23 protein-coding genes are annotated in these 23,409 nt (G+C 30.8%); 20 read left to right on the forward strand and 3 right to left on the reverse strand.

Features of this window, described 5'->3' with window-relative positions:
* Positions 1 to 8: 8 nt before the first annotated feature.
* The 13 genes from KTC92_RS00250 (at position 9) to def (ending at position 12,573) form a co-directional block, all read left to right on the forward strand.
* A complete protein-coding gene (locus KTC92_RS00250) occupies positions 9 to 710 on the forward strand; it encodes a zinc dependent phospholipase C family protein (protein ID WP_216301722.1) in 702 nt (233 codons plus the stop codon).
* A 104-nt stretch (positions 711 to 814) separates the two neighbouring features.
* Positions 815 to 1,354: a class I SAM-dependent methyltransferase gene (locus KTC92_RS00255; protein WP_165411954.1), complete on the forward strand. Its 540-nt coding sequence runs from the start codon at positions 815 to 817 to the stop codon at positions 1,352 to 1,354.
* The gene (locus tag KTC92_RS00260; RefSeq protein WP_220285993.1) at positions 1,329 to 3,062 is read left to right on the forward strand and encodes a B12-binding domain-containing radical SAM protein; all 1,734 of its coding nucleotides are present in this window, start codon (positions 1,329 to 1,331) and stop codon (positions 3,060 to 3,062) included. Before KTC92_RS00255 ends, KTC92_RS00260 begins: the two co-directional genes overlap by 26 nt.
* Before the next feature lie 264 nt (positions 3,063 to 3,326).
* Positions 3,327 to 3,653, forward strand: coding sequence for an ATPase (locus tag KTC92_RS00265; RefSeq protein WP_165411882.1), 327 nt, complete (start codon positions 3,327 to 3,329; stop codon positions 3,651 to 3,653).
* On the forward strand, positions 3,640 to 5,607 hold the full coding sequence (locus KTC92_RS00270) for a V-type ATP synthase subunit I (protein WP_216301724.1): 1,968 nt from the start codon (positions 3,640 to 3,642) through the stop codon (positions 5,605 to 5,607). The genes KTC92_RS00265 and KTC92_RS00270 overlap by 14 nt, the downstream gene beginning before the upstream one ends.
* 13 nt (positions 5,608 to 5,620) lie before the next feature.
* Complete coding sequence (locus KTC92_RS00275) at positions 5,621 to 6,097, forward strand: V-type ATP synthase subunit K (RefSeq protein ID WP_216301725.1); 477 nt, start codon at positions 5,621 to 5,623, stop codon at positions 6,095 to 6,097.
* Between the two features lie 33 nt (positions 6,098 to 6,130).
* Complete coding sequence (locus tag KTC92_RS00280) at positions 6,131 to 6,730, forward strand: V-type ATP synthase subunit E (protein ID WP_216301726.1); 600 nt, start codon at positions 6,131 to 6,133, stop codon at positions 6,728 to 6,730.
* A 79-nt stretch (positions 6,731 to 6,809) separates the two neighbouring features.
* Positions 6,810 to 7,811 (forward strand): V-type ATP synthase subunit C, encoded by a 1,002-nt coding sequence (locus KTC92_RS00285; RefSeq protein ID WP_216301727.1) that lies wholly within the window; start codon positions 6,810 to 6,812, stop codon positions 7,809 to 7,811.
* On the forward strand, positions 7,804 to 8,112 hold the full coding sequence (locus tag KTC92_RS00290; protein ID WP_165411877.1) for a V-type ATP synthase subunit F: 309 nt from the start codon (positions 7,804 to 7,806) through the stop codon (positions 8,110 to 8,112). The genes KTC92_RS00285 and KTC92_RS00290 overlap by 8 nt, the downstream gene beginning before the upstream one ends.
* Before the next feature lie 17 nt (positions 8,113 to 8,129).
* Positions 8,130 to 9,902, forward strand: coding sequence for a V-type ATP synthase subunit A (locus tag KTC92_RS00295; protein WP_165411876.1), 1,773 nt, complete (start codon positions 8,130 to 8,132; stop codon positions 9,900 to 9,902).
* Positions 9,895 to 11,277 (forward strand): V-type ATP synthase subunit B, encoded by a 1,383-nt coding sequence (locus KTC92_RS00300; protein WP_165411875.1) that lies wholly within the window; start codon positions 9,895 to 9,897, stop codon positions 11,275 to 11,277. Before KTC92_RS00295 ends, KTC92_RS00300 begins: the two co-directional genes overlap by 8 nt.
* Before the next feature lie 2 nt (positions 11,278 to 11,279).
* Complete coding sequence (locus KTC92_RS00305; protein ID WP_165411874.1) at positions 11,280 to 11,951, forward strand: V-type ATP synthase subunit D; 672 nt, start codon at positions 11,280 to 11,282, stop codon at positions 11,949 to 11,951.
* A gap of 151 nt (positions 11,952 to 12,102) precedes the next feature.
* Entirely contained in the window at positions 12,103 to 12,573 is a 471-nt protein-coding gene (def, locus tag KTC92_RS00310) for a peptide deformylase (RefSeq protein ID WP_220285992.1), read from the forward strand.
* Positions 12,574 to 12,625: 52 nt separating this feature from the next.
* On the opposite strand, the gene KTC92_RS00315 is transcribed toward def, so the two are convergent.
* Entirely contained in the window at positions 12,626 to 13,462 is an 837-nt protein-coding gene (locus KTC92_RS00315) for an NAD(P)-dependent oxidoreductase (RefSeq protein ID WP_216301731.1), read from the reverse strand.
* Between the two features lie 300 nt (positions 13,463 to 13,762).
* On the opposite strand from KTC92_RS00315, the gene KTC92_RS00320 reads away from it, so the two are divergent.
* Together KTC92_RS00320 and KTC92_RS00325 are read left to right on the forward strand one after the other, a co-directional pair.
* A complete protein-coding gene (locus tag KTC92_RS00320) occupies positions 13,763 to 14,938 on the forward strand; it encodes an FprA family A-type flavoprotein (RefSeq protein WP_216301732.1) in 1,176 nt (391 codons plus the stop codon).
* A gap of 231 nt (positions 14,939 to 15,169) precedes the next feature.
* Positions 15,170 to 15,568: a hypothetical protein gene (locus tag KTC92_RS00325; protein ID WP_216301733.1), complete on the forward strand. Its 399-nt coding sequence runs from the start codon at positions 15,170 to 15,172 to the stop codon at positions 15,566 to 15,568.
* A 17-nt stretch (positions 15,569 to 15,585) separates the two neighbouring features.
* Here the strand turns inward: KTC92_RS00325 and KTC92_RS00330 are convergent, their stop codons facing one another.
* Positions 15,586 to 15,762, reverse strand: a complete 177-nt coding sequence (locus tag KTC92_RS00330; protein ID WP_216301734.1) for an aspartyl-phosphate phosphatase Spo0E family protein — start codon at positions 15,760 to 15,762, stop codon at positions 15,586 to 15,588.
* Between the two features lie 336 nt (positions 15,763 to 16,098).
* Between KTC92_RS00330 and KTC92_RS00335 the strand changes: the two genes are divergently transcribed.
* The 3 genes from KTC92_RS00335 (at position 16,099) to KTC92_RS00345 (ending at position 18,766) form a co-directional block, all read left to right on the forward strand.
* Positions 16,099 to 16,266, forward strand: coding sequence for a DUF896 domain-containing protein (locus tag KTC92_RS00335; protein ID WP_216301735.1), 168 nt, complete (start codon positions 16,099 to 16,101; stop codon positions 16,264 to 16,266).
* A 53-nt stretch (positions 16,267 to 16,319) separates the two neighbouring features.
* On the forward strand, positions 16,320 to 17,240 hold the full coding sequence (hprK, locus tag KTC92_RS00340; RefSeq protein WP_165411867.1) for an HPr(Ser) kinase/phosphatase: 921 nt from the start codon (positions 16,320 to 16,322) through the stop codon (positions 17,238 to 17,240).
* A 119-nt stretch (positions 17,241 to 17,359) separates the two neighbouring features.
* On the forward strand, positions 17,360 to 18,766 hold the full coding sequence (locus KTC92_RS00345; protein ID WP_216301736.1) for an aminopeptidase: 1,407 nt from the start codon (positions 17,360 to 17,362) through the stop codon (positions 18,764 to 18,766).
* A 489-nt stretch (positions 18,767 to 19,255) separates the two neighbouring features.
* Here the strand turns inward: KTC92_RS00345 and KTC92_RS00350 are convergent, their stop codons facing one another.
* Positions 19,256 to 20,089, reverse strand: a complete 834-nt coding sequence (locus tag KTC92_RS00350) for a PHP domain-containing protein (RefSeq protein ID WP_216301737.1) — start codon at positions 20,087 to 20,089, stop codon at positions 19,256 to 19,258.
* A gap of 345 nt (positions 20,090 to 20,434) precedes the next feature.
* On the opposite strand from KTC92_RS00350, the gene KTC92_RS00355 reads away from it, so the two are divergent.
* Together KTC92_RS00355 and KTC92_RS00360 are read left to right on the forward strand one after the other, a co-directional pair.
* Entirely contained in the window at positions 20,435 to 21,103 is a 669-nt protein-coding gene (locus tag KTC92_RS00355; RefSeq protein WP_220285991.1) for an ABC transporter ATP-binding protein, read from the forward strand.
* Positions 21,090 to 23,408: an ABC transporter permease gene (locus tag KTC92_RS00360; protein WP_220285990.1), complete on the forward strand. Its 2,319-nt coding sequence runs from the start codon at positions 21,090 to 21,092 to the stop codon at positions 23,406 to 23,408. The genes KTC92_RS00355 and KTC92_RS00360 overlap by 14 nt, the downstream gene beginning before the upstream one ends.
* Position 23,409 lies beyond the last annotated feature (1 nt).

The raw sequence follows: 23,409 nt of genomic DNA on the forward strand, positions 1-23,409 counted from the left end.
TGAACAGGTTGAAGAAAAGAATGGAAGTTACTTATGGAAAAACTTTAAAAGGCTTAATGATAACAATAAATCCAATTAAAAAAAGGGTCATGAAAACTCATTGCATTGTTCATAAATTTATAAATATTCAAGCTATAGAAATTTTAAAAAATAAGGAATATAGTGAAATTTCTAGTTTTTACAAGGGACACATAAAAGAACTAAATAAGGGGGTTACTTGGGCAGATCAAGATTTTAAAAGCTCAAACCATTTTTATCATCACATTAAGGGTACTGGCCTTTATGGATTTTCAAATGCATTAACCGAATTCGAAAAATATTATAAATGTGCATTAAGATTTATTAAAGAAGGGGACACAAGGCAAGCCCTGTTTTATTTTGGAGCAGCCTGTCATTTAATTCAAGATGCTACGGTGCCTCAACATGTGAACAATAAGCTACTTAAAAGCCACAGAAATTTTGAACTTTGGATTATAAGTAGATTAATGAGTGATTATTCATTTCCTATTTTTAATGAAGTAATAAAACAGGAGAATATAGAAGACTATATAAAAAAAAATGCATTATTTGCGAATGAAACTTATATTGCTAATGCAAACATAAAAAACAAGGAAGATAGGTACAAGAAAATATCTACACTTATAGTGCAACGGGCACAAAAGACTACTGCAGGTTTAATGATTAATTTTTATAATGAAATTAATAAATAATTCCTTTATTTTAGAGGAATTATTTTATTTTTGAAGAATAAGATAAAAATAGGTAAAAATAGGTAAAAATATATGAAATATATTTAACAAAGGGGGAGTAACAATTGAAAAAGGAGGTTTTTATAAATTTAGAAAAAGAAATTTTCAAAGGAAATATATTAGATATAGGTTTTTCTAATCATGGAATTATATATAATATATACAAACAATATGTTGATGATAGTAGTAGCTTAGATTATATAGAGGGGAAAGGTGAGAAGACTGGAATAGAAGAAGGTGAGTATGATCTCTGTGCACTGTTTTTTACTTTGAGTGATATAAAATTTACAAAAAGCAAAAGTAAATTAATACAAGATATATATAAATTTCTGAAAGAAGATGGATTACTATATATATGGGATGTAGATAAGGGATTTGCTAAAATCTTTAATTCTAAAATAAAGATTGTGTCACCTGATAAAAATACAAAACAAATACATTTAATAGACTTAAATATATTTAAAGATAGTTCCAAAGAGAATACAATCAAAATTTTACAACCTTATTTTGAAATATTAACTTTGAAAAATTCAGATAATGTTTATTATATGATATGCAAAAAGAAAGGGAAATCAAAAGATGAAAGTAACACTAGTAGGAATTAATGCAAAATATATTCACAGTAACTTGGCAGTAAGATATTTAAAAACATATACAGAGGATTTAAATTACGAATGCAAAATTATGGAGTTTTCTATTAATGATCAAATCGAAAGAATTGTAGAGGAAATTTTGAGTAGCAAGCCAGACCTTGTAGCATTCTCTTGCTACATATGGAACATTGAGTACGTTAAGGCTGTATCATCTCTTATAAAGCTTGTAAATAGTGAGATTGAAATCCTTTATGGAGGACCAGAGGTTAGCTTTAATTGTAAAGAGTTTCTTGAGGAAAACGTAGGGGATTATGTAATAGAAGGGGAAGGAGAGGTAACGTATAAAGAATTTATTAAATGGAGAATTAATTCAAAGGATGATTCTGAAATCAATGATGAGAATAGTGGTAACATTCAAAATATTCTAGGGCTATATTATAAATATTATGAAAATATAGGATGTGATAGTAAAATTAACTATGGTGGTAAGAGAACATTAATGGATATGGAGCAAGTTATTTTCCCATATAATGAAGAAGAACTTACCAATAAAATAGTTTATTATGAAGCATCAAGAGGATGCCCTTTTAATTGTAAATATTGTCTCTCCTCGACTACTCATGGAGTTAGATTTTTAAATACTGAAAGAGTAAAGAGAGAATTGAAATTTCTCGTGGACAAGAAGGTAAAATTAATAAAGTTTGTTGATAGAACATTTAATTGCAATTCGAGATTTGCGGTAGAAATTTGGGAATTTCTAATAAAGATGGATACTGAAATAACTTTCCACTTTGAAATCTCAGCAGATCTTCTAAACAAACAGGAATTAGACATTTTAGCTAAGGCACCAAAGGGTAGATTTCAATTTGAAGTGGGTGTACAAACAACAAATCCCTTAGTTCTTAACAATATAAATAGATTTGTAAACTTTAATGATATAAAGGAAATGGTGGAGGAATTAGAAAAAATAAAAAATATTAAACAACATTTAGATTTAATAGCGGGCCTCCCAGGAGAAAATTATGAATCATTTAAAAAATCTTTTAATGATGTTTATAGCATTCATCCAGAAGTAATACAATTAGGATTTTTAAAATTACTTAAAGGTTCGGATATGAGGAGTGAAGCAACTCTTTGGGGAATGGTCTATGCACCTTATCCACCATATGAAATTCTAAAGACAAGGGATATAAGTTATGAGGAATTAGTAAGCTTAAAAAGGGTAGAAAAAATTGTGGACAAATATTACAATTCACAAAAGTTTAGTACTATTCTAAAATATTTTGTGAAAAAATTTAATACACCATTTGAATTTTATTACGAACTGGGAGTGTTTTTCTATGAAAAGGGATATTTAAGTAGAAACATTTCCTCAGTAGATTATTACAAGATATTTATTGAATTTAATGAGGAGAAACTTGAAGAAGAAGATTTCGTTTTAAAAGAAATTGTTAAATATGACTACCTTAAATATAACAAAAAGAAGTGGCTTCCAGATTTTCTAATCAGAGATTTAGGTAAGAAAGTAGAAAGATCGATTAAGGATAAGTTGCTACATAACAATGATATAAACAATACATCTAATATTCATATTGAAAAATTTATGATTGATATTTTAGATTATATAGATAATAATACTGTACGCAAAGAAGATCATTATTTAGTTTATGATATTAATGATGAGGATAACATAAAGGATATAACTTCTATCCTAGATTAGAATATGATAAAAGTTATAAAACGGAAAAAATGATAAATTATTAAAAATGACATTTGTCACATTGGAATAAGTTAATATTACGAATATTGTTAATGTTAAAAAAAAGTTGAAACTTTCAATAAAAATTAGTATAATTAAGATGTATTCAATATTATATAAAATAGAATAAAGGTAAATACTATACTAAGTATTTACTATTATATAAATTATTAATAATTTATATATACTCATTATGGCTAGTTATTAGTAAAAGGTGGTGATATTTTGGCATTAGAAGCAATAAAAAGTATAAAAGAAGCGGAAAAAAAAGCAGCAGATATTGTAAGTAAGGCAATTTCGGATAGTAAGGATATATTAAAAAAATCTGAAATTTACGCCGAAGATCAGTACAAAAAGGTTTTGGATGATGCAAGAGAAGAAACTAAAAAAATCATTAAAAATGCTAAAGAAGAAGGTAAAAGTAAGTCTGAACCAATTTTTGATACAGGTAAGATAGAGGTCACGAATATACTAAATTTAGATAAACAAAGGTTTGATAGGTCGGTTAACATGGTGGTTGAGAGGATAGTGAAAAATAATGGCAATAGTTAAAATGAGCAAATTTACATTGTTTGCCTTTGAATCACAAAAAGAAGCGTTGCTTGATAACTTTCACAAATTTGAAAATATTCAATTTGTAAACCTACAAGAAAGTGCAGAAGAAGATTTGCAATCTCTTGTAAAAGACTCGGAAAATGAAAAAGTTTCTCATTTAGAAGGAGAGCAAGCAAAAGTAAAGTTTGCCCTAGATCTATTAATGAAGCACTCAGAAAAAGAGGGTGCTCTAAAATCTTTAATCAAAGGTAAAAGTTCTTTGGATTATGAGGAGTTAGAAACTTTAGCGAAAAAATCAAACTATAAAGAAAACTATCAAAAGTTAAAGGATCGAGATAATAATTTGATTCAAATGAAGAGTGAAAAAGCCAAAATTAATTCTGAAATAGGGTCATTAACTCCATGGATATCCTTAGATGCCTCTTTTAAGGATTTAAAATCATTAAATTCTTCAATATTCTTAATGGGGTCTTTGCCAAAAGCTTTTAAAGATGCTTTTAGAGAAGAGTTTGAAAGTAAAATTCCGTGTTCTTACTTAGAAGTTATTAGTGACGGAAAAAATGCAATTAATGTAATAGCACTAGTGTATAAAGAGTATGAAGATAAAGCTAGTGAAATACTTAAACATTATAGCTTTAATACTACTAATTTAAAATATGATGGAATTTCAGCAGAAATTGTACGCGAGTTTAACAAAAGATTAGATGAGATATCTAAAGAAGAAGAAAAAATAAATGCTGAAATAAAAAATGATTGCCAGTATTTAGAGGATTTTAAAATAGTATATGAATATTTATCAAATAAACATATAAAAGCTTCAGCTTGTAAAAATTTCTTAAAAACAGAGAACACCGTTGCCATAGAGGGATGGGTACCAACAGAATCAGCAAAAGATTTAGAAAATTTGATAAAGTCTACAACTAAGGAAGAGTTCTATTTAGAAATTGAAAAAGCTGTCAAGGAAGATGATAGGGTGCCTATACTTTTAAAGAATAGTGCAGTTGTAGAACCATTTGAACTAATAGTATCAATGTATAGTTTACCTAAATATTCAGAGATAGATCCAACACCCGTAATGGCACCCTTTTACATGGTATTCTTTGGGATGATGCTCGCTGATCTTGGGTACGGGTTAGTAATGTTCATAGCTTGTGCAATTGCATTGAAAAAATTTAATTTAGAAGAAGGACAGAAAAAATTTGCTAAATTCTTCTTACTACTAAGTATACCAACTGCACTAGCAGGCGTTGTTTACGGAGGTTTCTTCGGGGATATAATTCCATTTATATCAACTCACAGTTTAATAAATCCTGGAGAAGATATAATGTTATTACTGATTATATCAATAGTAATAGGTGCAATCCAAATCTATTTTGGCCTTGGAGTTAAAGGTTATATGTTAATTCGCGATGGAAAGCCAATGGATGCTATTTATGATGTAGTGACATGGTACGCTGCATTAACTGGAGCATTTTTATTATTAGGTGGAGCACAAATAGGATTAAGTCCTGCTGTAGTTAATATAGGTAAATGGGTTATGATAGTTGGAATGGTTGCACTAGTATTAACTCAAGGAAGACAAAACAAAGGCATTGGTGCAAAACTTGGTGGAGGTCTTTATGGTTTATATGGTATATCTAGTTATATAGGTGACTTAGTTTCCTACTCAAGAATCATGGCTCTTGGACTTGCAGGAGGATTTATAGCATCTGCTTTTAATATGCTTATTAAAATGATGCCAACACCATTTAATATTATTATAGGTATATTTATATTCGTGTTTGCACAAACATTTAATCTATTATTAAGTTCATTATCAGCTTTTGTTCACAGTGCTAGGCTTCAGTATGTAGAGTACTTTAGCAAGTTTTATGAAGGCGGAGGAAAAGCATTTAAGGTGTTTAAATCAAAGAATCAATATATTAACGTAATAAAAGGAAAGCAAATTTAAGGAGGAATTAATTATGACGTTCATGGAATTTATGAGTAAAAACGGTGGATTTATCTTCGCTGCATTAGGAATGGCTTTAGCGGTAATTTTACCAGGTATAGGATCAGCAAAAGGAGTAGGTATGGTTGGTGAGGCAGCTGCAGGACTTACAACAGAAGAACCTGAAAAATTTGGTAAAGCCCTTATTCTTCAATTATTACCAGGTACTCAAGGACTTTATGGTTTCGTTATAGGACTTATGGTATTGCTTAAATTAACTTCGGGTATGACTTTAGATGTTGGATTTTATTATTTGATGGCTTGTTTACCAATAGCTTTCGTAGGGTATTTTTCAGCATTATATCAAGCTAGGGCAGCTGCTGCCGGTATTGCAATAGTAGCTAAACAACCAGATCATAGCACAAAAGCTATCATACTTGCAGCAATGGTTGAAACATATGCCATTTTAGCATTCGTTGTTTCAATAATACTCGTAAGTAAGACACTCTAATTTAAAAAGTGATGAGCTAGAGGAAGTGAGAATATGTCAAATTTAGATAAATTAGCTGCCAAGATAATAGAAGATGCTAAAATTAAAGCAGAAACTATTTTGAAAGAAGCTAAAAACAATGAAATTTTATTAATAGAAAAGAAAACAAAAGAAGCAGAACTAGTAAAAAAACAAATGATAGAAAAAACTAAGGTTGAAGCTATTATGGTGAGTAAGAGAATTGTATCAAATTCTCAGCTAAAAGCACGAAATGAAAAGCTAGGGGCTATGCAAAAAATGATTGATAAGGTATTTGAGAGTGCGCTAGAAAAACTTATGGCGATAAATGATAATGATTATTTGGAACTTATAAAAAAATATCTTTTATCAATGCCAATAGCAGGGGATGAAGAAATAATACTTCCTGGGAAATATAAAAGTATTGTAAGCGATGAATATTTATCTGGAATTAATATTTCACTAAAAACTAATGGAAAAATAGGTGAATTAAAATTAAGTTCCGATAATCGAGATATAAAAAGTGGATTTGTAGTACTTAAAAATGGTATAGAGATTAATAATACTTTTGAAAGTCTAGTTAACTCCTTAAGGGATGAACTAGAACCTGAAATTGTTAACGCATTATTTAAATAAATGTAAATAAAATTTAAGGAGTGGATACCTATTTATAATTGGTATCCACTCCGGATCAAAACAAGGAGGATAGCCATATATGAATAATATGGATTTTACACAAGCTGTGGCTAGGCTAAGAGTATTAGAAAAAAGACTCCTGAGTAAAGTAAAGATTGAGAGAATGATTGACAGCTCCTCGGCGGATGAAGTACTTAAAATTTTGAAGGAAACCGAATATGCAAGTTTGATGGGAAATGTAAAAAGAGCAGAGGACTACAATATATTACTTAAGGATGAGCTAAATAGAGTATACTCCCTTATGTATGAAGTTTCTCCATATCCTTCTATAGTAGATATTATGAGTTTGAAATATGATTATCATAATATAAAAGTGTTGTTAAAAGGAAGAACTTTAGATAAGGACTTTTCTCATATGCTAATTCCAGCAGGTACAGTAAATATAGAGGAATTAAAATTTTACATGACAACTATGGAATATAAGAAATTAGACCCTAATATGAGGGAAGCTATAATTGAGGTGGAAAAAGTATACAAAGAACTTAATGATCCTCAAAAGATAGATATTATATTGGATAGGTATATGTATGTAGATATGTTAGCTAGGGCAGAAGAAACAAAAATTGATTTTATAATTGAATATGTTAAGAAAAGTATAGATTTTTCTAATATTAAGTCAATAATTAGATTAAAAAAACAACAAAAGGATGTTAACTTTTTTAAAGAAGTTATATTGATTGGTGGAGATATATCTAGTGATGTTCTATTAACAGCTTTTAGTGATCCAATTGAAAATATGGCAACTAAATTTTCTTCATCAAAATATGGAGAAGTTGTAAGAATTGGACTAGAAGAATATATTAAAACTGGTAAACTTTCTAGTTTAGAAAAATTATCAGAAAACTATATTATGGAGAAGCTAAGGGCCGCTAAGTATGTTACTTTTGGACCTGAGCCAATATTTGCGTATATCGCAGCAAAGGAAACAGAAATAAAGATAATAAGAATAATTACGGTTGGGAAATTAAATAATGTTGATACGACGATCATAAGAGAAAGGATGCGTGAAGTTTATGCATAAAGTAGGAGTAGTTGGAGATAAAGATTCAATACTTGCTTTCAAAGCTCTTGGAATTGACGTATATCCGGTTATTGAAGTAGAAGAAGCTAAAAAAGCTATAGATAAAATGGCGTCAAGTAATTATGCAGTTATATTTGTAACTGAGCAGATAGCTCAGCACTTAGATGAAACTATAGCAAGATATAACAGACAGATGATTCCTGCCATTATATTAATACCAAGTAATCAAGGCTCACTAAATATAGGAATGCAAAGAATTCGCGATAATGTAGAAAAAGCAGTGGGCGTAAATATTTTATAGAAAGGTAGGGAGATAACTTGAAAATCGGTAAAATTGTAAAAGTTTCAGGTCCATTAGTTGTTGCAAAAGATATGGACGAAGCTAATATATATGACGTAGTTAAGGTTGGAGATAAGGGTCTTATTGGCGAAATTATTGAAATGAGAGGAGATAGAGCCTCTATTCAAGTATATGAAGAAACATCAGGCCTCGGACCAGGAGATCCAGTAGTTACTACCGGTGAACCACTAAGTGTTGAACTTGGACCAGGACTTATAGAATCAATGTTTGATGGTATTCAAAGACCGCTTGATAAAATAAGAGCTATAGCTGGTAATTACTTAACAAAAGGTGTAAATGTTTCGCCACTAGATAGAGAAAGAAAATGGGACTTTGTTCCTACGGCGTCCGTTGGAGATATTGTTTCATATGGCGTAGCTATAGGAACAGTTGCGGAAACTACTGTTATAACTCAAACAATAATGGTGCCTAAAGGAATAGAGGGTACTATAACGTCTATAACTGCAGGAGAATATACTGTAGAAGATGTAGTAGCAGAGGTGCAAACAGATGGCGGAATTAAGCAAATTACGTTAATGCAAAAGTGGCCAGTAAGACGTGGAAGACCTTATGCTGATAAATTAAATCCAATAGAACCACTAGTTACAGGTCAAAGAGTAATAGATACTTTCTTTCCAGTAACTAAAGGTGGTACGGCATGTGTTCCGGGTCCTTTTGGTAGTGGAAAAACTGTAGTTCAACATCAATTTGCAAAATGGGCAGATGCAGAAATAGTTGTTTACATAGGTTGCGGTGAACGTGGCAATGAAATGACAGATGTTTTGAATGAGTTTCCAGAACTTAAAGATCCCAAAACAGGTGAATCACTAATGAAAAGAACGGTGCTCATTGCAAATACTTCTAATATGCCAGTTGCAGCTAGGGAAGCTTCTGTATATACAGGTATAACTATTGCAGAGTATTTTAGGGACATGGGATTTGCTGTAGCATTAATGGCAGATTCTACGTCAAGATGGGCAGAGGCTCTACGCGAAATGTCAGGAAGACTTGAGGAAATGCCAGGTGATGAGGGGTATCCAGCATATCTAGGCTCACGTGTAGCAGATTTTTATGAAAGATCTGGAAAGGTAGTTTGCATTGGAGACGACAAAAGAATAGGCGCAATTACAGTTATTGGCGCAGTATCACCTCCTGGTGGAGATTTATCAGAGCCAGTTACTCAAGCAACGCTTAGAATAGTCAAAGTGTTTTGGGGACTAGACGCGCAACTTGCTTATAGAAGACATTTTCCATCAATAAATTGGTTGGATTCTTATTCACTATATTTGGATCAGCTAGCTAATTGGATGGATGAGAACGTTGCTGCCGATTGGACTGAGCTTAGGGTTAAAGCTATGACCATTTTGCAAGAAGAAGCAAAACTTGATGAAATAGTAAGACTTGTAGGTGTAGATGCTCTTTCTGAAAAGGACAGGTTAAAACTAGAAGTTGCAAAATCAATTAGAGAAGATTATTTACAACAGAATGCATTCCATGAGGTTGATACTTTTACGTCACTTAACAAACAATATAAAATGTTGAAATTAGTTTTAGATTTCCATGTTGAGGGTGAAAAAGCATTGAGTTCAGGGATTTATTTGAAAAAGATATTAGAGATTCCTGCGCGTGATAAAATAGCAAGAGCAAAATATATTGCAGAAACTGATATGTCAAAAATTGATGATATATTTACGGCCCTATCTAATGATATTGAAGAATTAATAACGGAAGGAGGAGCTGTAAATGATTAAAGAATACAAAACTATAACAGAAGTTGTAGGGCCACTTATGGTTGTAGAAAAAGTTCAAGGCGTTCGGTACGATGAACTAGTGGAAATAGAACTACAGAACGGTGAAATTCGTAGCGGAAAAGTACTTGAAATAAATGAAGATAAAGCAATGGTTCAGTTATTTGAAAGTTCTGCTGGAATTAACTTAAAAGGTAGTAAGGCTAAATTTTTAGGAAGACCACTAGAACTTGGAGTTTCAGAAGATATGCTTGGAAGGGTCTTTGATGGACTTGGTAGGCCTAAAGACGGTGGACCTAAAATTATTCCTGACAAGAGACTCGATATAAATGGAGAGGCATTGAACCCTGTGGCAAGAGACTATCCGTCAGAGTTTATTCAAACAGGTATTTCAGCTATTGATGGACTTAATACTTTAGTTCGTGGACAAAAATTACCAGTGTTTTCTGGTTCGGGTCTCCCACATGCGCAACTTGCGGCTCAAATAGCAAGGCAAGCAAAGGTATTAAATTCAGATACGAAATTTGTTGTTGTATTTGCAGCTATAGGAATAACTTTTCAAGAAGCACAGTTTTTCGTAGATGATTTTACAAAAACTGGTGCAATAGACAGAACTGTATTATTTATGAATCTTGCAAATGACCCAGCTATTGAGAGAATAGCTACGCCTAGAATGGCACTAACTACAGCTGAATATCTTGCTTACGAAAAAGGATTTCACGTACTTGTAATTATGACTGATCTTACAAATTACTGTGAGGCTCTGCGTGAAGTTTCAGCTGCAAGAAAAGAAGTTCCAGGTAGACGTGGATATCCAGGATATCTTTATACTGATCTTTCGACGCTATATGAAAGAGCAGGTAGGATTAAAGGACTTGAAGGTTCAATAACTCAAATTCCTATACTTACAATGCCGGAAGATGATATAACTCATCCAATTCCTGACTTAACGGGATATATAACTGAAGGTCAGATTATTTTAAGCCGAGAACTTTATAAAAAAGGCATTATGCCACCAGTAGATGTTCTACCGTCGTTATCAAGACTTAAAGATAAAGGTATAGGCAAAGGCAAAACGCGCGAAGATCATGCTGATACGATGAATCAACTATTTGCTGCATATGCTCAAGGTAAGCAAGCAAAAGAGCTTGCAGTTATATTAGGAGAGTCAGCATTATCTGATGCAGACAAAAAATATGCAATATTTGCAGATGCTTTTGAAAAACGATATGTTTCCCAAGGATTTGAAACTAATAGGACTATTGATGAAACAATAAATTTAGGATGGGAGCTTCTATCTATTCTCCCAAGAAATGAACTTAAGAGAATTAGAGATGAATATGTAGAAAAATACTTACCAAAAAAAGAGGGTGAGTAAACGTGGCGAGGCTCAATGTTAATCCAACTAGAATGGAGCTTACTAAACTAAAAAAAAGATTAGGTACAGCTACTCGTGGTCATAAATTATTAAAGGATAAGCAAGATGAGCTTATGAGAAGATTCATTGATCTTATAAAACATAATAATAAACTACGAGCGAAAGTTGAAGAAGAATTACAGAACTCTTTTAAGGATTTTGTTATGGCAAGTGCATTAATGTCATCAGAATTTCTAGAGGAAGCAATAGCGCAACCAAAAGAAAAAATTTCTGTAGAAGTTGAGACAAAAAATCTTATGAGTGTTAATGTTCCGATAATGAAGTTTAAAAGAGAATTAGAAGATGATCCTGGCAGTATATATCCATATGGATTTGCCAGCACTTCGGCAGATCTTGATGGAGCTATAGAAAAGTTATATTTAGCCTTGCCGGAGCTTTTAGAACTTGCAGAAGTAGAAAAATCTTGTCAGCTCATGGCAGATGAGATTGAAAAAACTAGAAGAACGGTTAATGCACTTGAATACATGACTATACCTCAACTCAATGAAACTATAAAGTATATAAGAATGAAGCTTGAGGAAAATGAGCGTGGAGCTTTAACTAGACTTATGAAGGTTAAAAGTATGATGGAGAAAGCTCAAGAGCTAGCAGATGCAAAAAGAATTAGCACATAAATAAGGTGGAATTAAGGTGTCTTTAGTGATGCCTTAATTTTTTTTGCAGAGATTTTAGTTGATGTATACATATATTTAGAATAGAATATATGTATACATTTAAAAGTTATTGCTGTGAAACGCAATTAGTATAAAGAAAAGGAGAATGCATATGGCAGTTAGGGAAATTTTACAATATGGAGACGAGCGTCTTAATATGATTTGTGAGAAGGTAGGAAAAATAGATAGGAAGATATTAAACACAATTGACGATATGATGGATACGCTTTATGAGGGTAATGGAATAGGACTTGCGGCTCCTCAAATAGGAATTTTAAAAAGGGTTATCTTAATTGATTTAGGAGAAGAAGAAGAAAATCCAATAATAATTATAAATCCTAAAATAACAGCTCAGTCAGGAAATGAAAAGGATTATGAGGGCTGTTTAAGCTACTTAGGATATGAAGGTGAAGTATTTAGACCTACAAACGTTACAGTTGTAGGAATTAATATTAAGGGGAAACCAGTAACTTATGAAGCTTCAGGATTACTGGCAAGGGCCTTATGTCATGAAATTGACCATCTAGATGGAGTATTATATATGTCTAGAGCTGAGGAAATGTACGAAGTAACAACAGAATAATTTTGTACAAGAGCATGCCTGAGATTATTAAAATCATAAGGCATGCTCTTTTTTACAATTTAAGGTGTTTATTAATGTAATCTTTAAGTCTATCATCCCAAGGAGCAATTTCAATGCCAAGAGAATGTTTTATATGCGAATTATTTACACAGGTATATTTAGGTTCTTTAATGAGATTGGATAAAAGCTTATCTGAATTCACAACTAACGGAACATCGAGATTACTAAATTCTATAATACTATTTATTAGCATTGACTTTGATAAACAACCTTCATTGGTATAGTTATATATCCCATATTTATCAGTTTCTAATAGTCTCTGAAGGACTATAGTTAAATCTTCAATATAAGTTACGGAAAGGGTGGGGTCCGAAAATAGATAAATTGCTGTATGTTTGCCATTTATGAGCTTTCTCACAAAACAATCATTGCCACCAAATATATTTGAGGTGCGGACAATAAAATATTTTTCACAAATGGTTTGTATTAATTCTTCTCCACCTAATTTACTTTTGCTATAGGCGTTTATTGGGGTACATTCATCAACTTCACTGTAGGGTGTTGTATTAGTATCTCCGTATACATCTGTGCTAGATAGGTATACTAGGGGGATACTAAGCGAATTACAACAATTAGCAATGTTTAAAGTTCCTACAGTGTTTACATCATAGGCTAAAGATTCATGGTATTCACAAATATATTTATTTGTCATGCCCGCAGTATGAATTACAGCGTCAGGCTTTAATTCATACAGAGTTTTCTCGGTAGTTATTTTATCAGTTATGTTAAGTTCAGTTTTATCTAATCCATATATAGTATGTGATTTAGACAAGATATTACAAAGATAAGTTCCAATATTACCTTTTGCGCCAGTTATTAAAATATTCATAGAGCCCTCCTTAAAGTTCGTGCTATTAAAGTATATGGCTCAGTATCCTTATTATTAAAAAATATTTTATTTTTCAGGGTGAATAATAGAATATTTTAATATTTAAGTGACAAACTATAAAGTATATGCATTTTCATGTATATAAAAGATAGGTTAACTAATAATCATTATTAGTTGAATGGATTTGATAAATGTGGTAAAATATATTATATGTAAGATGATTAAAATCATATAGGTTTATAGGATGTCTAACAATTAATAATTGTTAGACACTAAGAGAACTAAAGGAGGACTTTGAGAATGGAAACAACAAAGTTAAAAGACAATATTTATTGGGTTGGGGTAAACGATCCTAAGCTCGAGGTATTTGATATTATAATGGAAACAAAGAAAGGAACTACATATAATTCATATTTAATAGATGATGAAAAAGTTGCTATAATAGATTGTGTTAAAAATGGTTTCTTTGAAGGGTTTTTAGATAAAATAAAAGGTGTTATTGGAGAAAGAAAAGTTGATTACATAATTGTTCAACATACAGAACTCGACCATAGTGGTTCTTTAGGTAAGCTCTTAGAAGTTTATCCAGAGGCTGTTGTTCTAGCTTCAAAACCTGCTATAACGTATCTAAAAGAAATTACTAACAAGGAATTTAATAGCAGGCCAGCAGTAGGAGAGATTTGCTTAGGTAAAAACACATTACAATTTATTTCAGCACCAAATTTACATTGGCCTGATACAATGTTTACATATGCTAAGGAAGAAAAAGTATTGTTTACTTGTGACGTAATGGGTTGTCATTATTCACCAGTTAATTGTATAACGGATGCTTGCTCAGGTGATTATTTCGACGAAATGAAATATTATTTTGACGTTATAATGGGACCATTTAAAAAATTTGTTAATATGGGATTAGATAAAATCAAAGATTTAGAATTAGATATGGTAGCGCCAAGCCATGGTCCTATACATGTAGAGGATATTAAAATGTATGTAGACCTTTATAGAAAGTGGGCTAAAACTTACGAGATAAAAGAAAAAAACATTCAAATATTATACATATCCGCTTATCATAATACTGAGGCTATGGCAAAATATATAGCTAATAAAATTAATGAAAAGGGAATAAAGGCTGAAGTTCATGAAATAACATCTATGAATTTAAGTGAGATTGTATCATTAATTGAAGAAGCCTCAGGTATTATGATTGGTTCTCCAACTATCAATCAAGATGCTGTAAAGCCTGCTTGGGATGTTCTGTCTCTTGTGTGTCCAATAACAAATAGAGGTAAAGTCGCAGCAGCTTTCGGATCATATGGATGGAGTGGTGAAGGAGTTCCGATGCTTACACAAAGACTAAAATCTTTAAAATTTAAAGTAGTCGAGGAAGGACTTAAATTTAAATTCGTCCCAGACAGCAAGGAATTTGAGCAAGCTGATAAATTTGTGGAGGAGTATTTACAACTCTTGAATTAATAAGTTACTAGGGATACTTAGGCTACAACGTTTATTATAGTAAATAAAAGAAAATCTCACTTGGTTAGTGAAATTTTTCTTTTTTTTTATAAAGAATTAAAAATATTTCAAATGCAAAGAATATAATGACCAGGATACTAAATATTATTGTAAAAAAAAGTTTCGCAATAATATCCAGACAAGAATTAAATCGCAGTAAATAATTCACAAATGATTTATGGAGGGGTATATTTGAATAAGCAAAATATAATAAATTTTCTAAATAAGAATGGCCTAAGTGACATAGTTGAAATTCAATATAAAAAGGACACTATAGCACTGAAATTTAAATATTATTATGATGAAGTAGAAATTGAAGCTGCTACATCTTATGCAAATGAAGAAGGAGATTTTAAACAAAATGAAGAAGATTGGTATGAAGAGTTTTTCTTGCCTTATTTAAGTGATATTTCAGCAGATAATGTGGAAGATATAATGGAAGAATGCGCTGAGGAAATGGAAATTGAATATGAATTCATTGGTTGTGATATATCAGAAGATGCATATGAATTTAATGAATTCGCGGTAGTTTTTTATGGTGCAGATGTAAATATTGAAATTGATGATATTTTAATTGAGTTGGATATCTAAAATCATGTGTGGATTTATCAAGCCACTTTTTCCGAAATGGCTTGAAATTTCTGATATTTAATTATAACTTCATCTAATTGCTGACTGCATGATACAACTATTTTATCTGTAGGCTCTTTACAATTTAGTAAAAAATGTAATATTGTTCTTAATGATTCTAATTCTTCCTTTATAATTTTTAATTTAATATCCATACATCAACACCTCTTCGCTTTATTTTGTTTTTGTGGAATAAATATATAATAACATATTATGCAATCTATGTTAAATTTTTAGTTAGCCAATAAAATATAAAAAAATACAAAATATACTATAATTTGTTAAATAAAACATCTATATAATGGTAAAATATAACAAAAAAATCTATGCAGATGTTGAAAAAACTTACATGGAATAATATGTAAATGACGAAAAAAGTCTTAATTTTCTTGTGTTATAATTATAAAATCAGAATATGTTTCATTTATACTATTTATGAATAAAATATTTTGGTATAATAGAAAAGTTAAAAATAGTCTAGGAGTGATATTATGAATATTGATGAATTAACTAACAGAATAAATTACCTTTATAATAAAAGCAAAGAAAGTCAACTTACAGAGGAAGAGAAATTAGAACAACAAGAGTTAAGGCAAAAGTACATTGACAATGTTAAAAGAAATTTTAGAGCACAATTAGATACAATTAAAAAAGTATAATATCTTTATTAAAAACAATAAATTTTAAAATCAGTAAAAATGGGGGAGTTTTAATGGATGTTACTATAGAGGAATTAATAGAGCATTTTAAGTTAGAGGTTTTAGTAGAAGGAGAAAAGGGTAACTTAATTAATGTTAGTGATATTAATAGACCGGGGCTTCAAATTGCAGGCTTTTACCAGTATTTCGATAATAATCGAGTTCAATTAATAGGTATGGCAGAATGGAGTTTTCTAGATTGTATGGAAGAAGACCTTAGGAAGAAACGATTGAATAAATACTTTAAATTAGATATACCTTGCGTTATAGTCACTAGGCAGATGCAACCTCATAAGGAACTTATGGAGGCAGCAAGGGGAAATGGACGATGGGTTTTACGAACAAAATTAATTTCTACAAGATTTATTAGTAAATTTACAAATTACGTAGATACTAAGTTAGCTCCAGAAACTAGACTTCACGGTGTTCTAGTAGATGTTTATGGTATAGGCATGTTATTAAGTGGAGAAAGTGGGATAGGCAAGAGTGAATGTGCGTTAGAACTTATAAAAAGGGGTCACAGGCTGATCGCAGACGATGCAGTTGACATTAAAGAAATTGATGGTGTATTACTTGGAAGTTGCCCATACATAACCTCAGGAATGCTGGAGGTCAGAGGTATGGGGATAATAGATATTCCAGCAATATATGGTATGAGTTCGGTTCTAAACACTAAGACTATTAGTTTGTTGATATCACTTACTCAGTGGAATGAGAGTGAAGAATATGATAGGCTTGGTATAGATAATGAATTTATGGATATTCTAAATGTGCCTGTAAGAAAAATAACATTGCCAATTAGGCCAGGTAGGAATATAGCAGTAATTATTGAAGCAGCTGCAGCTAATTATAGATACAGTTTAAATTCTAAGATAACTCCTGTTGAAACCATAAATATGAGAATAGAGGAAGTAACTGCAACTCTTAAGAAATAAAAAAATGGAATTAACATAGAGTATAATGTTTTTTTTGTAACTTTAAATGTTTGTAATTTTAGGAAATATTTAGTAGAATAGTAAGTGCAGGAAGCATTTATAATAGGGAGGGAATAAACATGTCTGAAATTAAAAGTTTAGAAAAAGAATATGAAGTAGCTTGGGATAAATACACAAAAAGTGATTTTAAAAAGGTATTTGCATTATCTGACAATTATATAGACTTCATGTCAAAATGCAAAACTGAAAGAGAATGCGTTACAGAGTTTGTTACACTAGCTAAAAAAAACGGTTACAAAAATATTGATACTTATATAAGTGAAGGCACTAAATTAAAAGCTGGTGATAAGGTTTACGCTAGCAGTATGGGAAAAACCTTAGCATTGTTTTTAATTGGGTCTGAGCCTATTGAAAAGGGTTTTAAAATTTTAGGTGCTCACGTGGACTCACCAAGACTCGATTTAAAACAAAATCCATTATATGAGGATTCAGATCTAGCATTAGCTAAAACACATTACTATGGTGGAATTAAGAAGTACCAATGGGTTACGTTACCTTTAGCTATTCATGGTGTTATTGTTAAAAAGGATGGTACAGTAATAAATGTAGTAATAGGAGAAGATGAAAAAGAACCAGTAGTTGGAATTTCAGATCTTCTAATTCACTTATCAGCAGATCAATTGAAAAAGACTTTAGACAAAGGTATCGAAGGTGAAGATTTAAACGTATTTATGGGAAGTATACCAGTAGAAGATAAGGATGCAAAAAATAGAGTTAAGTTAAATATATTAAAACTTTTAAATGATAAATATGATATAGATGAAGAAGATTTCGTATCATCAGAATTAGAAGTAGTACCTGCAGGACGCGCTAGAAACTATGGACTAGATAGCAGTATGATTATGGCTTATGGACAAGATGATAGAGTGTGTGCGTACACTTCTTATGAAGCATTAATGAACATTAAGGAAACAGACAAAACTTGTATTGTTTTACTTGTGGACAAAGAGGAAGTTGGAAGTATTGGTGCAACAGGAATGCAATCAAAATTCTTTGAAAACACAGTAGCTGAGGTTGTTAATTTAATGGGAGAATATAGTGATTTAAAAGTAAGAAGGGCATTAGCAAATTCAAAAATGTTATCATCAGACGTAAGTGCAGCATATGATCCAAACTTTCCTTCGGTTATGGAAAAACGTAATTCTGCATATTTTGGAAAAGGTATAGTTTTAAACAAGTATACTGGGGCTCGCGGAAAAGGAGGATGCAACGATGCAAATCCAGAATTTATTGCGCAGCTTAGAACCATAATGGAAAAACATAATATTTCATGGCAAACATCAGAGCTTGGAAAAGTGGACCAAGGCGGCGGCGGTACAATAGCTTATATACTAGCCGGGTTTGGTATGCAGGTTATAGATTCAGGGGTTGCTCTTCATAATATGCATGCGCCATGGGAAATTGCAAGCAAAGCAGACATATATGAAGCTTTTAGAGCTTATGAAGCTTTCTTAATAGAAATATAGAAAAGAAAGTGTATATTATTACAACTGCTTTTCACTTCGCTGAGTAATTCTAAGCTAATATTATGAAAGACACTAAAAAGTACAAACTCACTATCGCTCAAACATGTACTTTTCTTAACGTATATTTCATAACATTAGCAAAAAATTGCTAATGCTTGTTCAAATGCAGCTTACGTAATATATGCTTTTTTTCTTTAGTTTACGATTTTGTTCCACAGTTGCGCAAGAGCTCTTCTTTAGACGATAGATATTTGTTTTGCGAATATTAAATTCAAAGCATATCTACCACATCTGCAGCCTACCGGCTAAAAGACTTTTTGGTAGGTAATATTGAGATTTATTATTACTTTACCTGCCATCCTTCTTATATACATATTAGCATAACTGCATAATAGGGTATCAAAATAAATAACAAATATTTTTATGTGTAAAAAAAGTATATATTACTATTAATGCATTGCATTAATAGTAATATATACTTTTTTTCTTTTATGATTCTAAGGCATTTACAAAGGTAGCTAGTTCATTATGGCTTAAGGAAACTGAACCAACGACGCCATGACTGGTATCTGAGGTTGTAATTCCATGAAAATCTGAACCTGCAGTAATTAACTTGCCATATTCTTTAGCTTTTGACTTTAATAGTGATTTTTGCTTTTTTGTATTTATTGGGTAAACTGCTTCAATACCATCAAAATCTAAGCTTAGCATTTCATCTATGGTTGATTTTTTAATTAGAACAGGGTGTGCAAGTACAACTAATGCATTAACTTTTTTTAATATGGTTATGCCATCGGCTGTTGAAATTCTCTTAATGTGTACATATGCAGGGCTACTGTTTGAAAGGAAATTATCAAATATATATTTCCAATCATATTTATAACCAGCATCAATTATTGCTTTAGCTATATGGGGCCTAGCTATTACTCCTTTAGCTTCATCTAAAACTTTTTGATAGTCTAGTTTTATTTTAAAAAACGTATCTAAATTTTCCACTATTTTTTTAGCTCTTAATATTCTGAAATCATCTATGTCTTTTAAGAAATTTTGAAAAGCAACATCTTTATATTTATCATCTTTAAAATAACCCAATATGTGAATGCTTTCGTTATTATAAATAGTAGATAGTTCTATTCCAGGTATTACCCTTATATTTTCAATTAGACCTTCTCTGATTCCTTCCTCAACATTTAAAGTTGTGTCATGATCTGTTATTGCAATAATATCCAAACCATTTAAAGACGCTTCATGAATTAGTTCTTTAGGACTTAGTTTTCCATCAGACGCATTTGTATGAAGATGGAAATCACCTCGATTGTACATATAATCACCTCAAATTTAAAGTTTAGCATAAGGGATATAAAAATAAATAACAAGACAATATACGAGTCTATTGTAGCCTATTTATTTTTATGTGCCTAATACCATTTTAACCAATATTGGTGAATATTAAAAGGGAATTATAATAAATAATAATTATTATTGAATATTTATTAAATGTTAGGCTCTTTTTATTTGCAATTGTATAGGTGGTAGCCTGCGAGATAGTTACTCGTATAACTAATCTTTATAATTTACTTATTTTTAAGACATATATTTCATACATTTCATATTTTATAATTGTAAATGTGACTTGATTACAATTATAAAAATTTGGAGGGTACTTATATGATTCAATTAAAAGCTGTGAATAAAAAATATAAACGCGAAAATATGGAGCAGGAGGTTCTGAAAAACATAGACATGGCAATCGAGGAAGGGGATTTTATTACTATAATGGGTCCTTCAGGAGGTGGAAAGTCTACACTTCTATATATTTTGTCAATGCTTGAAGCTTCAAGTACTGGTGAAGTCTTTTTTGACAATAAGATTATCAGTGGTAAGAAAGAAAAAGAAATAGAGGTATTAAGACGTAAAAATATCGGACTTATTTTTCAAAATTCTAATTTAATAACGGGTTTGACACCTTTAGAAAATTTATTGTTAGCTATGGATAGCAAAGAAGGTAAAAAAGAGAAAATAGAAAAATGTGAAGCTTTATTAAAAAAGGTAGGCTTGTTAGATAAGAAAAATGCTAAAGCAACCTCACTTTCTGGTGGAGAAGCCCAAAGAGTAGCTGTAGTGAGAGCACTTGTTAACAGTCCTAGATTCATACTATGTGATGAACCTACAGGTGCTCTAGATTCTGAAAATGGTAAAAGGGTTATTGAACTTTTAATGAGGGTTAAAGCGGAAAGTGGTTGCTGCCTTGCTATAGTAACGCATGATGAAAGAATAGGCTCTTTGGGAGATAGAAAATTTTTCCTTGAGGATGGTGTTTTGAATGAACTGGCTTAAGATTTTTAAAATATACAATTTGCAAAATTTGAGAAAGGAAAAGCTGATTTTATTATTCACCATGATCTCTATATTGCTTACTACAACGTTATCCATTACTGCTCCTATTATTTCCGCAAATATAAATGAATACAATAAGAAAAGTATAAAGGAGGCTAACGGTGGGGATTTATTTATAAAGTCATTTTATGAATCTAAAGATTTTAATGAAGAAATAAGTATATTAAAAAAAGAGAGTTATAAGGTTACTTATAAAAAAACTACTCCTGCCTTTTTTCAAAACAGTAAAAGCAGTAAATTTTACGCTAATTTGATATTAGGTGAGCAGAACATTAAAAAGGATGAAATAATTTTGGATTCATCTATGGCAAAGAATCTTGCTGTTAAAATCGGAGATGAAATTAATATAAAAACTGATGGGGGAACAAAAGCCTATACGGTTAAAGAAATAGAAACAATTCCTAAAGGGGTAACTAATGATGAAACAATAATTGGTTACGGAAAAATAAGTGAAAGTGTCAGTGGAAGTGAGGGTAATTTAATTTATATCGGTGGAAATACTGATGGAGAAGAGTTGAAACAGCGTATAAAGTCTAAGGAAGATGGATATATGTATAGTTCAATAAAGGATAAAGAGCGAACGCTTAAAAGTGAGACAGATGTACAATTTGCTTCTTTTGGAATATTGACCACTATGGGGTATATACTATCTTCAATAGTAATAATAACGACCTCAATAATGCTCATAATAAGACGAAAAAGAGATATATCTATTATGAAGCTTTTATCCCTTAAAAATAAGGATATAAAAAATGCTCTAAGAATGGAATTATCTATTATAGTTTTATTGCCCGTAATCTTATCTGTTTTAACCACTATTTTAATATCCAATTTCATATTAAAAATGAATTATATTCCTCAAAGTATAAGTTTTATAGAAGAATTGCGGATATTTTCAAAAGGAATTATTATAAATACACTATTCTTCGAGATGTTTTCAAATATACCTTTATTAATAATAGATGATTTTAAAGGTTTATGGCTTCTAAGAGAAAATGAAGAAAAGAATGGGATAGTAAAAAAGCGTATATTTATCTACCTCATATTATTAATACCTGTAATGCTATTCGTATACTCGGTTTATATAGGAAGTTCTGTAAATTTTGCAACCTCATTAGGTATAATATGTATCATTTTAATATTTTTGATTGCAAGCGCAGTATTGATGAAGATTTTTTCTTCCATTCATTACAGAAGTCAATTATTAATGTATTCCTTTAAAAATATGAAGAAAAACTTTTTAACATTTATTTTGCTTACTGTAAGTTTTTCTATTACTCTAGTATTTATTATGATCACATTAAATCTAAACAACAATGTTAAAAATAGCATGAATAAATCTTTAGCTACAGCGCTGCCATATAACTATATTTTGCCTTCTAAAGAAAACCTAAATCTGGAAAATGTTCTTACAAAAGAAAATGGGGTTGAAGGGTATATTAAAAATTATAATTCAACAGGTAAAGTCCTAAACAATAATATTAAACTAAAATTAATTGCCTTTATAGAAATAAAAAAGGAAGATTACAAGCTGGAGTTTAAAATGGTGGAAGGTAAAAAACTTTTTGACGGAGAAGACGGGTGCTTGATTACTTCTGAGTACCAAAAGAAAAATAAGTTGAAGGTTGGAGATATACTTCACATATCTTATAAAGATAAAACAGTAAATATAAAAATAAAGGGCGTTTATGATAATTCGATTATAGATAGTATGTGCATTCTACTGCCTTATCGTGGATATAGCAATGATTCTAAATTTTACATTAAGGCTGACGGCACTAAATGGATGGATAAACTAGGGGACAGTCCTGTTATATCAATTGATATTCTAGGTAGCGCTATGTCAACATATATAGGGAAATTTCTTAATATATTTAAAGCACTTTCTTTTATGGTAGTGTTTGCATCATTAATTTTTAATATTAATCTTTTGAACATTACGTTTCTAGAAGAAAGAAAAGAAGAAACGGTAATAAGAGCTTTAGGCCTAGGAAAAGGGTTTATATCAAAAGTTTACATCTTTAAAGGAAGCATACTTATCATAGTGTCATGTGTTCTGTCTTATGGCTTCTATGTTTCGGTTTCAAAGTTGTTTTTTAAGCTACTAGGAATTAATGCAGTATATTCTTTATGGGACTTGATTGTATTATTACTTTGTAGCCTAACTCTCACTGTTGCTACATTCATCTATCCGTTTATCACTATGATAAAATATAATTCTTATGAGTTTTTAAGAGAGAACTAAA

This window comes from Clostridium sp. CM027, from assembly GCF_024730565.1.
GTDB lineage: Bacteria > Bacillota > Clostridia > Clostridiales > Clostridiaceae > Clostridium_AD > Clostridium_AD estertheticum_B.

Coding starts and splice junctions, on each gene's coding strand:
- hprK (WP_165411867.1), top strand. CDS start 16,320: ATGGATGTTACTATAGAGGAATTAATAGAGCATTTTAAGTTAGAGGTT.
- KTC92_RS00320 (WP_216301732.1), top strand. CDS start 13,763: ATGGAAACAACAAAGTTAAAAGACAATATTTATTGGGTTGGGGTAAAC.
- KTC92_RS00360 (WP_220285990.1), top strand. CDS start 21,090: ATGAACTGGCTTAAGATTTTTAAAATATACAATTTGCAAAATTTGAGA.
- KTC92_RS00270 (WP_216301724.1), top strand. CDS start 3,640: ATGGCAATAGTTAAAATGAGCAAATTTACATTGTTTGCCTTTGAATCA.
- KTC92_RS00345 (WP_216301736.1), top strand. CDS start 17,360: ATGTCTGAAATTAAAAGTTTAGAAAAAGAATATGAAGTAGCTTGGGAT.
- KTC92_RS00315 (WP_216301731.1), bottom strand. CDS start 13,462: ATGAATATTTTAATAACTGGCGCAAAAGGTAATATTGGAACTTATCTT.
- KTC92_RS00260 (WP_220285993.1), top strand. CDS start 1,329: ATGAAAGTAACACTAGTAGGAATTAATGCAAAATATATTCACAGTAAC.
- KTC92_RS00275 (WP_216301725.1), top strand. CDS start 5,621: ATGACGTTCATGGAATTTATGAGTAAAAACGGTGGATTTATCTTCGCT.
- KTC92_RS00350 (WP_216301737.1), bottom strand. CDS start 20,089: ATGTACAATCGAGGTGATTTCCATCTTCATACAAATGCGTCTGATGGA.
- KTC92_RS00290 (WP_165411877.1), top strand. CDS start 7,804: ATGCATAAAGTAGGAGTAGTTGGAGATAAAGATTCAATACTTGCTTTC.
- KTC92_RS00300 (WP_165411875.1), top strand. CDS start 9,895: ATGATTAAAGAATACAAAACTATAACAGAAGTTGTAGGGCCACTTATG.
- KTC92_RS00280 (WP_216301726.1), top strand. CDS start 6,131: ATGTCAAATTTAGATAAATTAGCTGCCAAGATAATAGAAGATGCTAAA.
- KTC92_RS00335 (WP_216301735.1), top strand. CDS start 16,099: ATGAATATTGATGAATTAACTAACAGAATAAATTACCTTTATAATAAA.
- KTC92_RS00330 (WP_216301734.1), bottom strand. CDS start 15,762: ATGGATATTAAATTAAAAATTATAAAGGAAGAATTAGAATCATTAAGA.
- KTC92_RS00355 (WP_220285991.1), top strand. CDS start 20,435: ATGATTCAATTAAAAGCTGTGAATAAAAAATATAAACGCGAAAATATG.
- def (WP_220285992.1), top strand. CDS start 12,103: ATGGCAGTTAGGGAAATTTTACAATATGGAGACGAGCGTCTTAATATG.
- KTC92_RS00285 (WP_216301727.1), top strand. CDS start 6,810: ATGAATAATATGGATTTTACACAAGCTGTGGCTAGGCTAAGAGTATTA.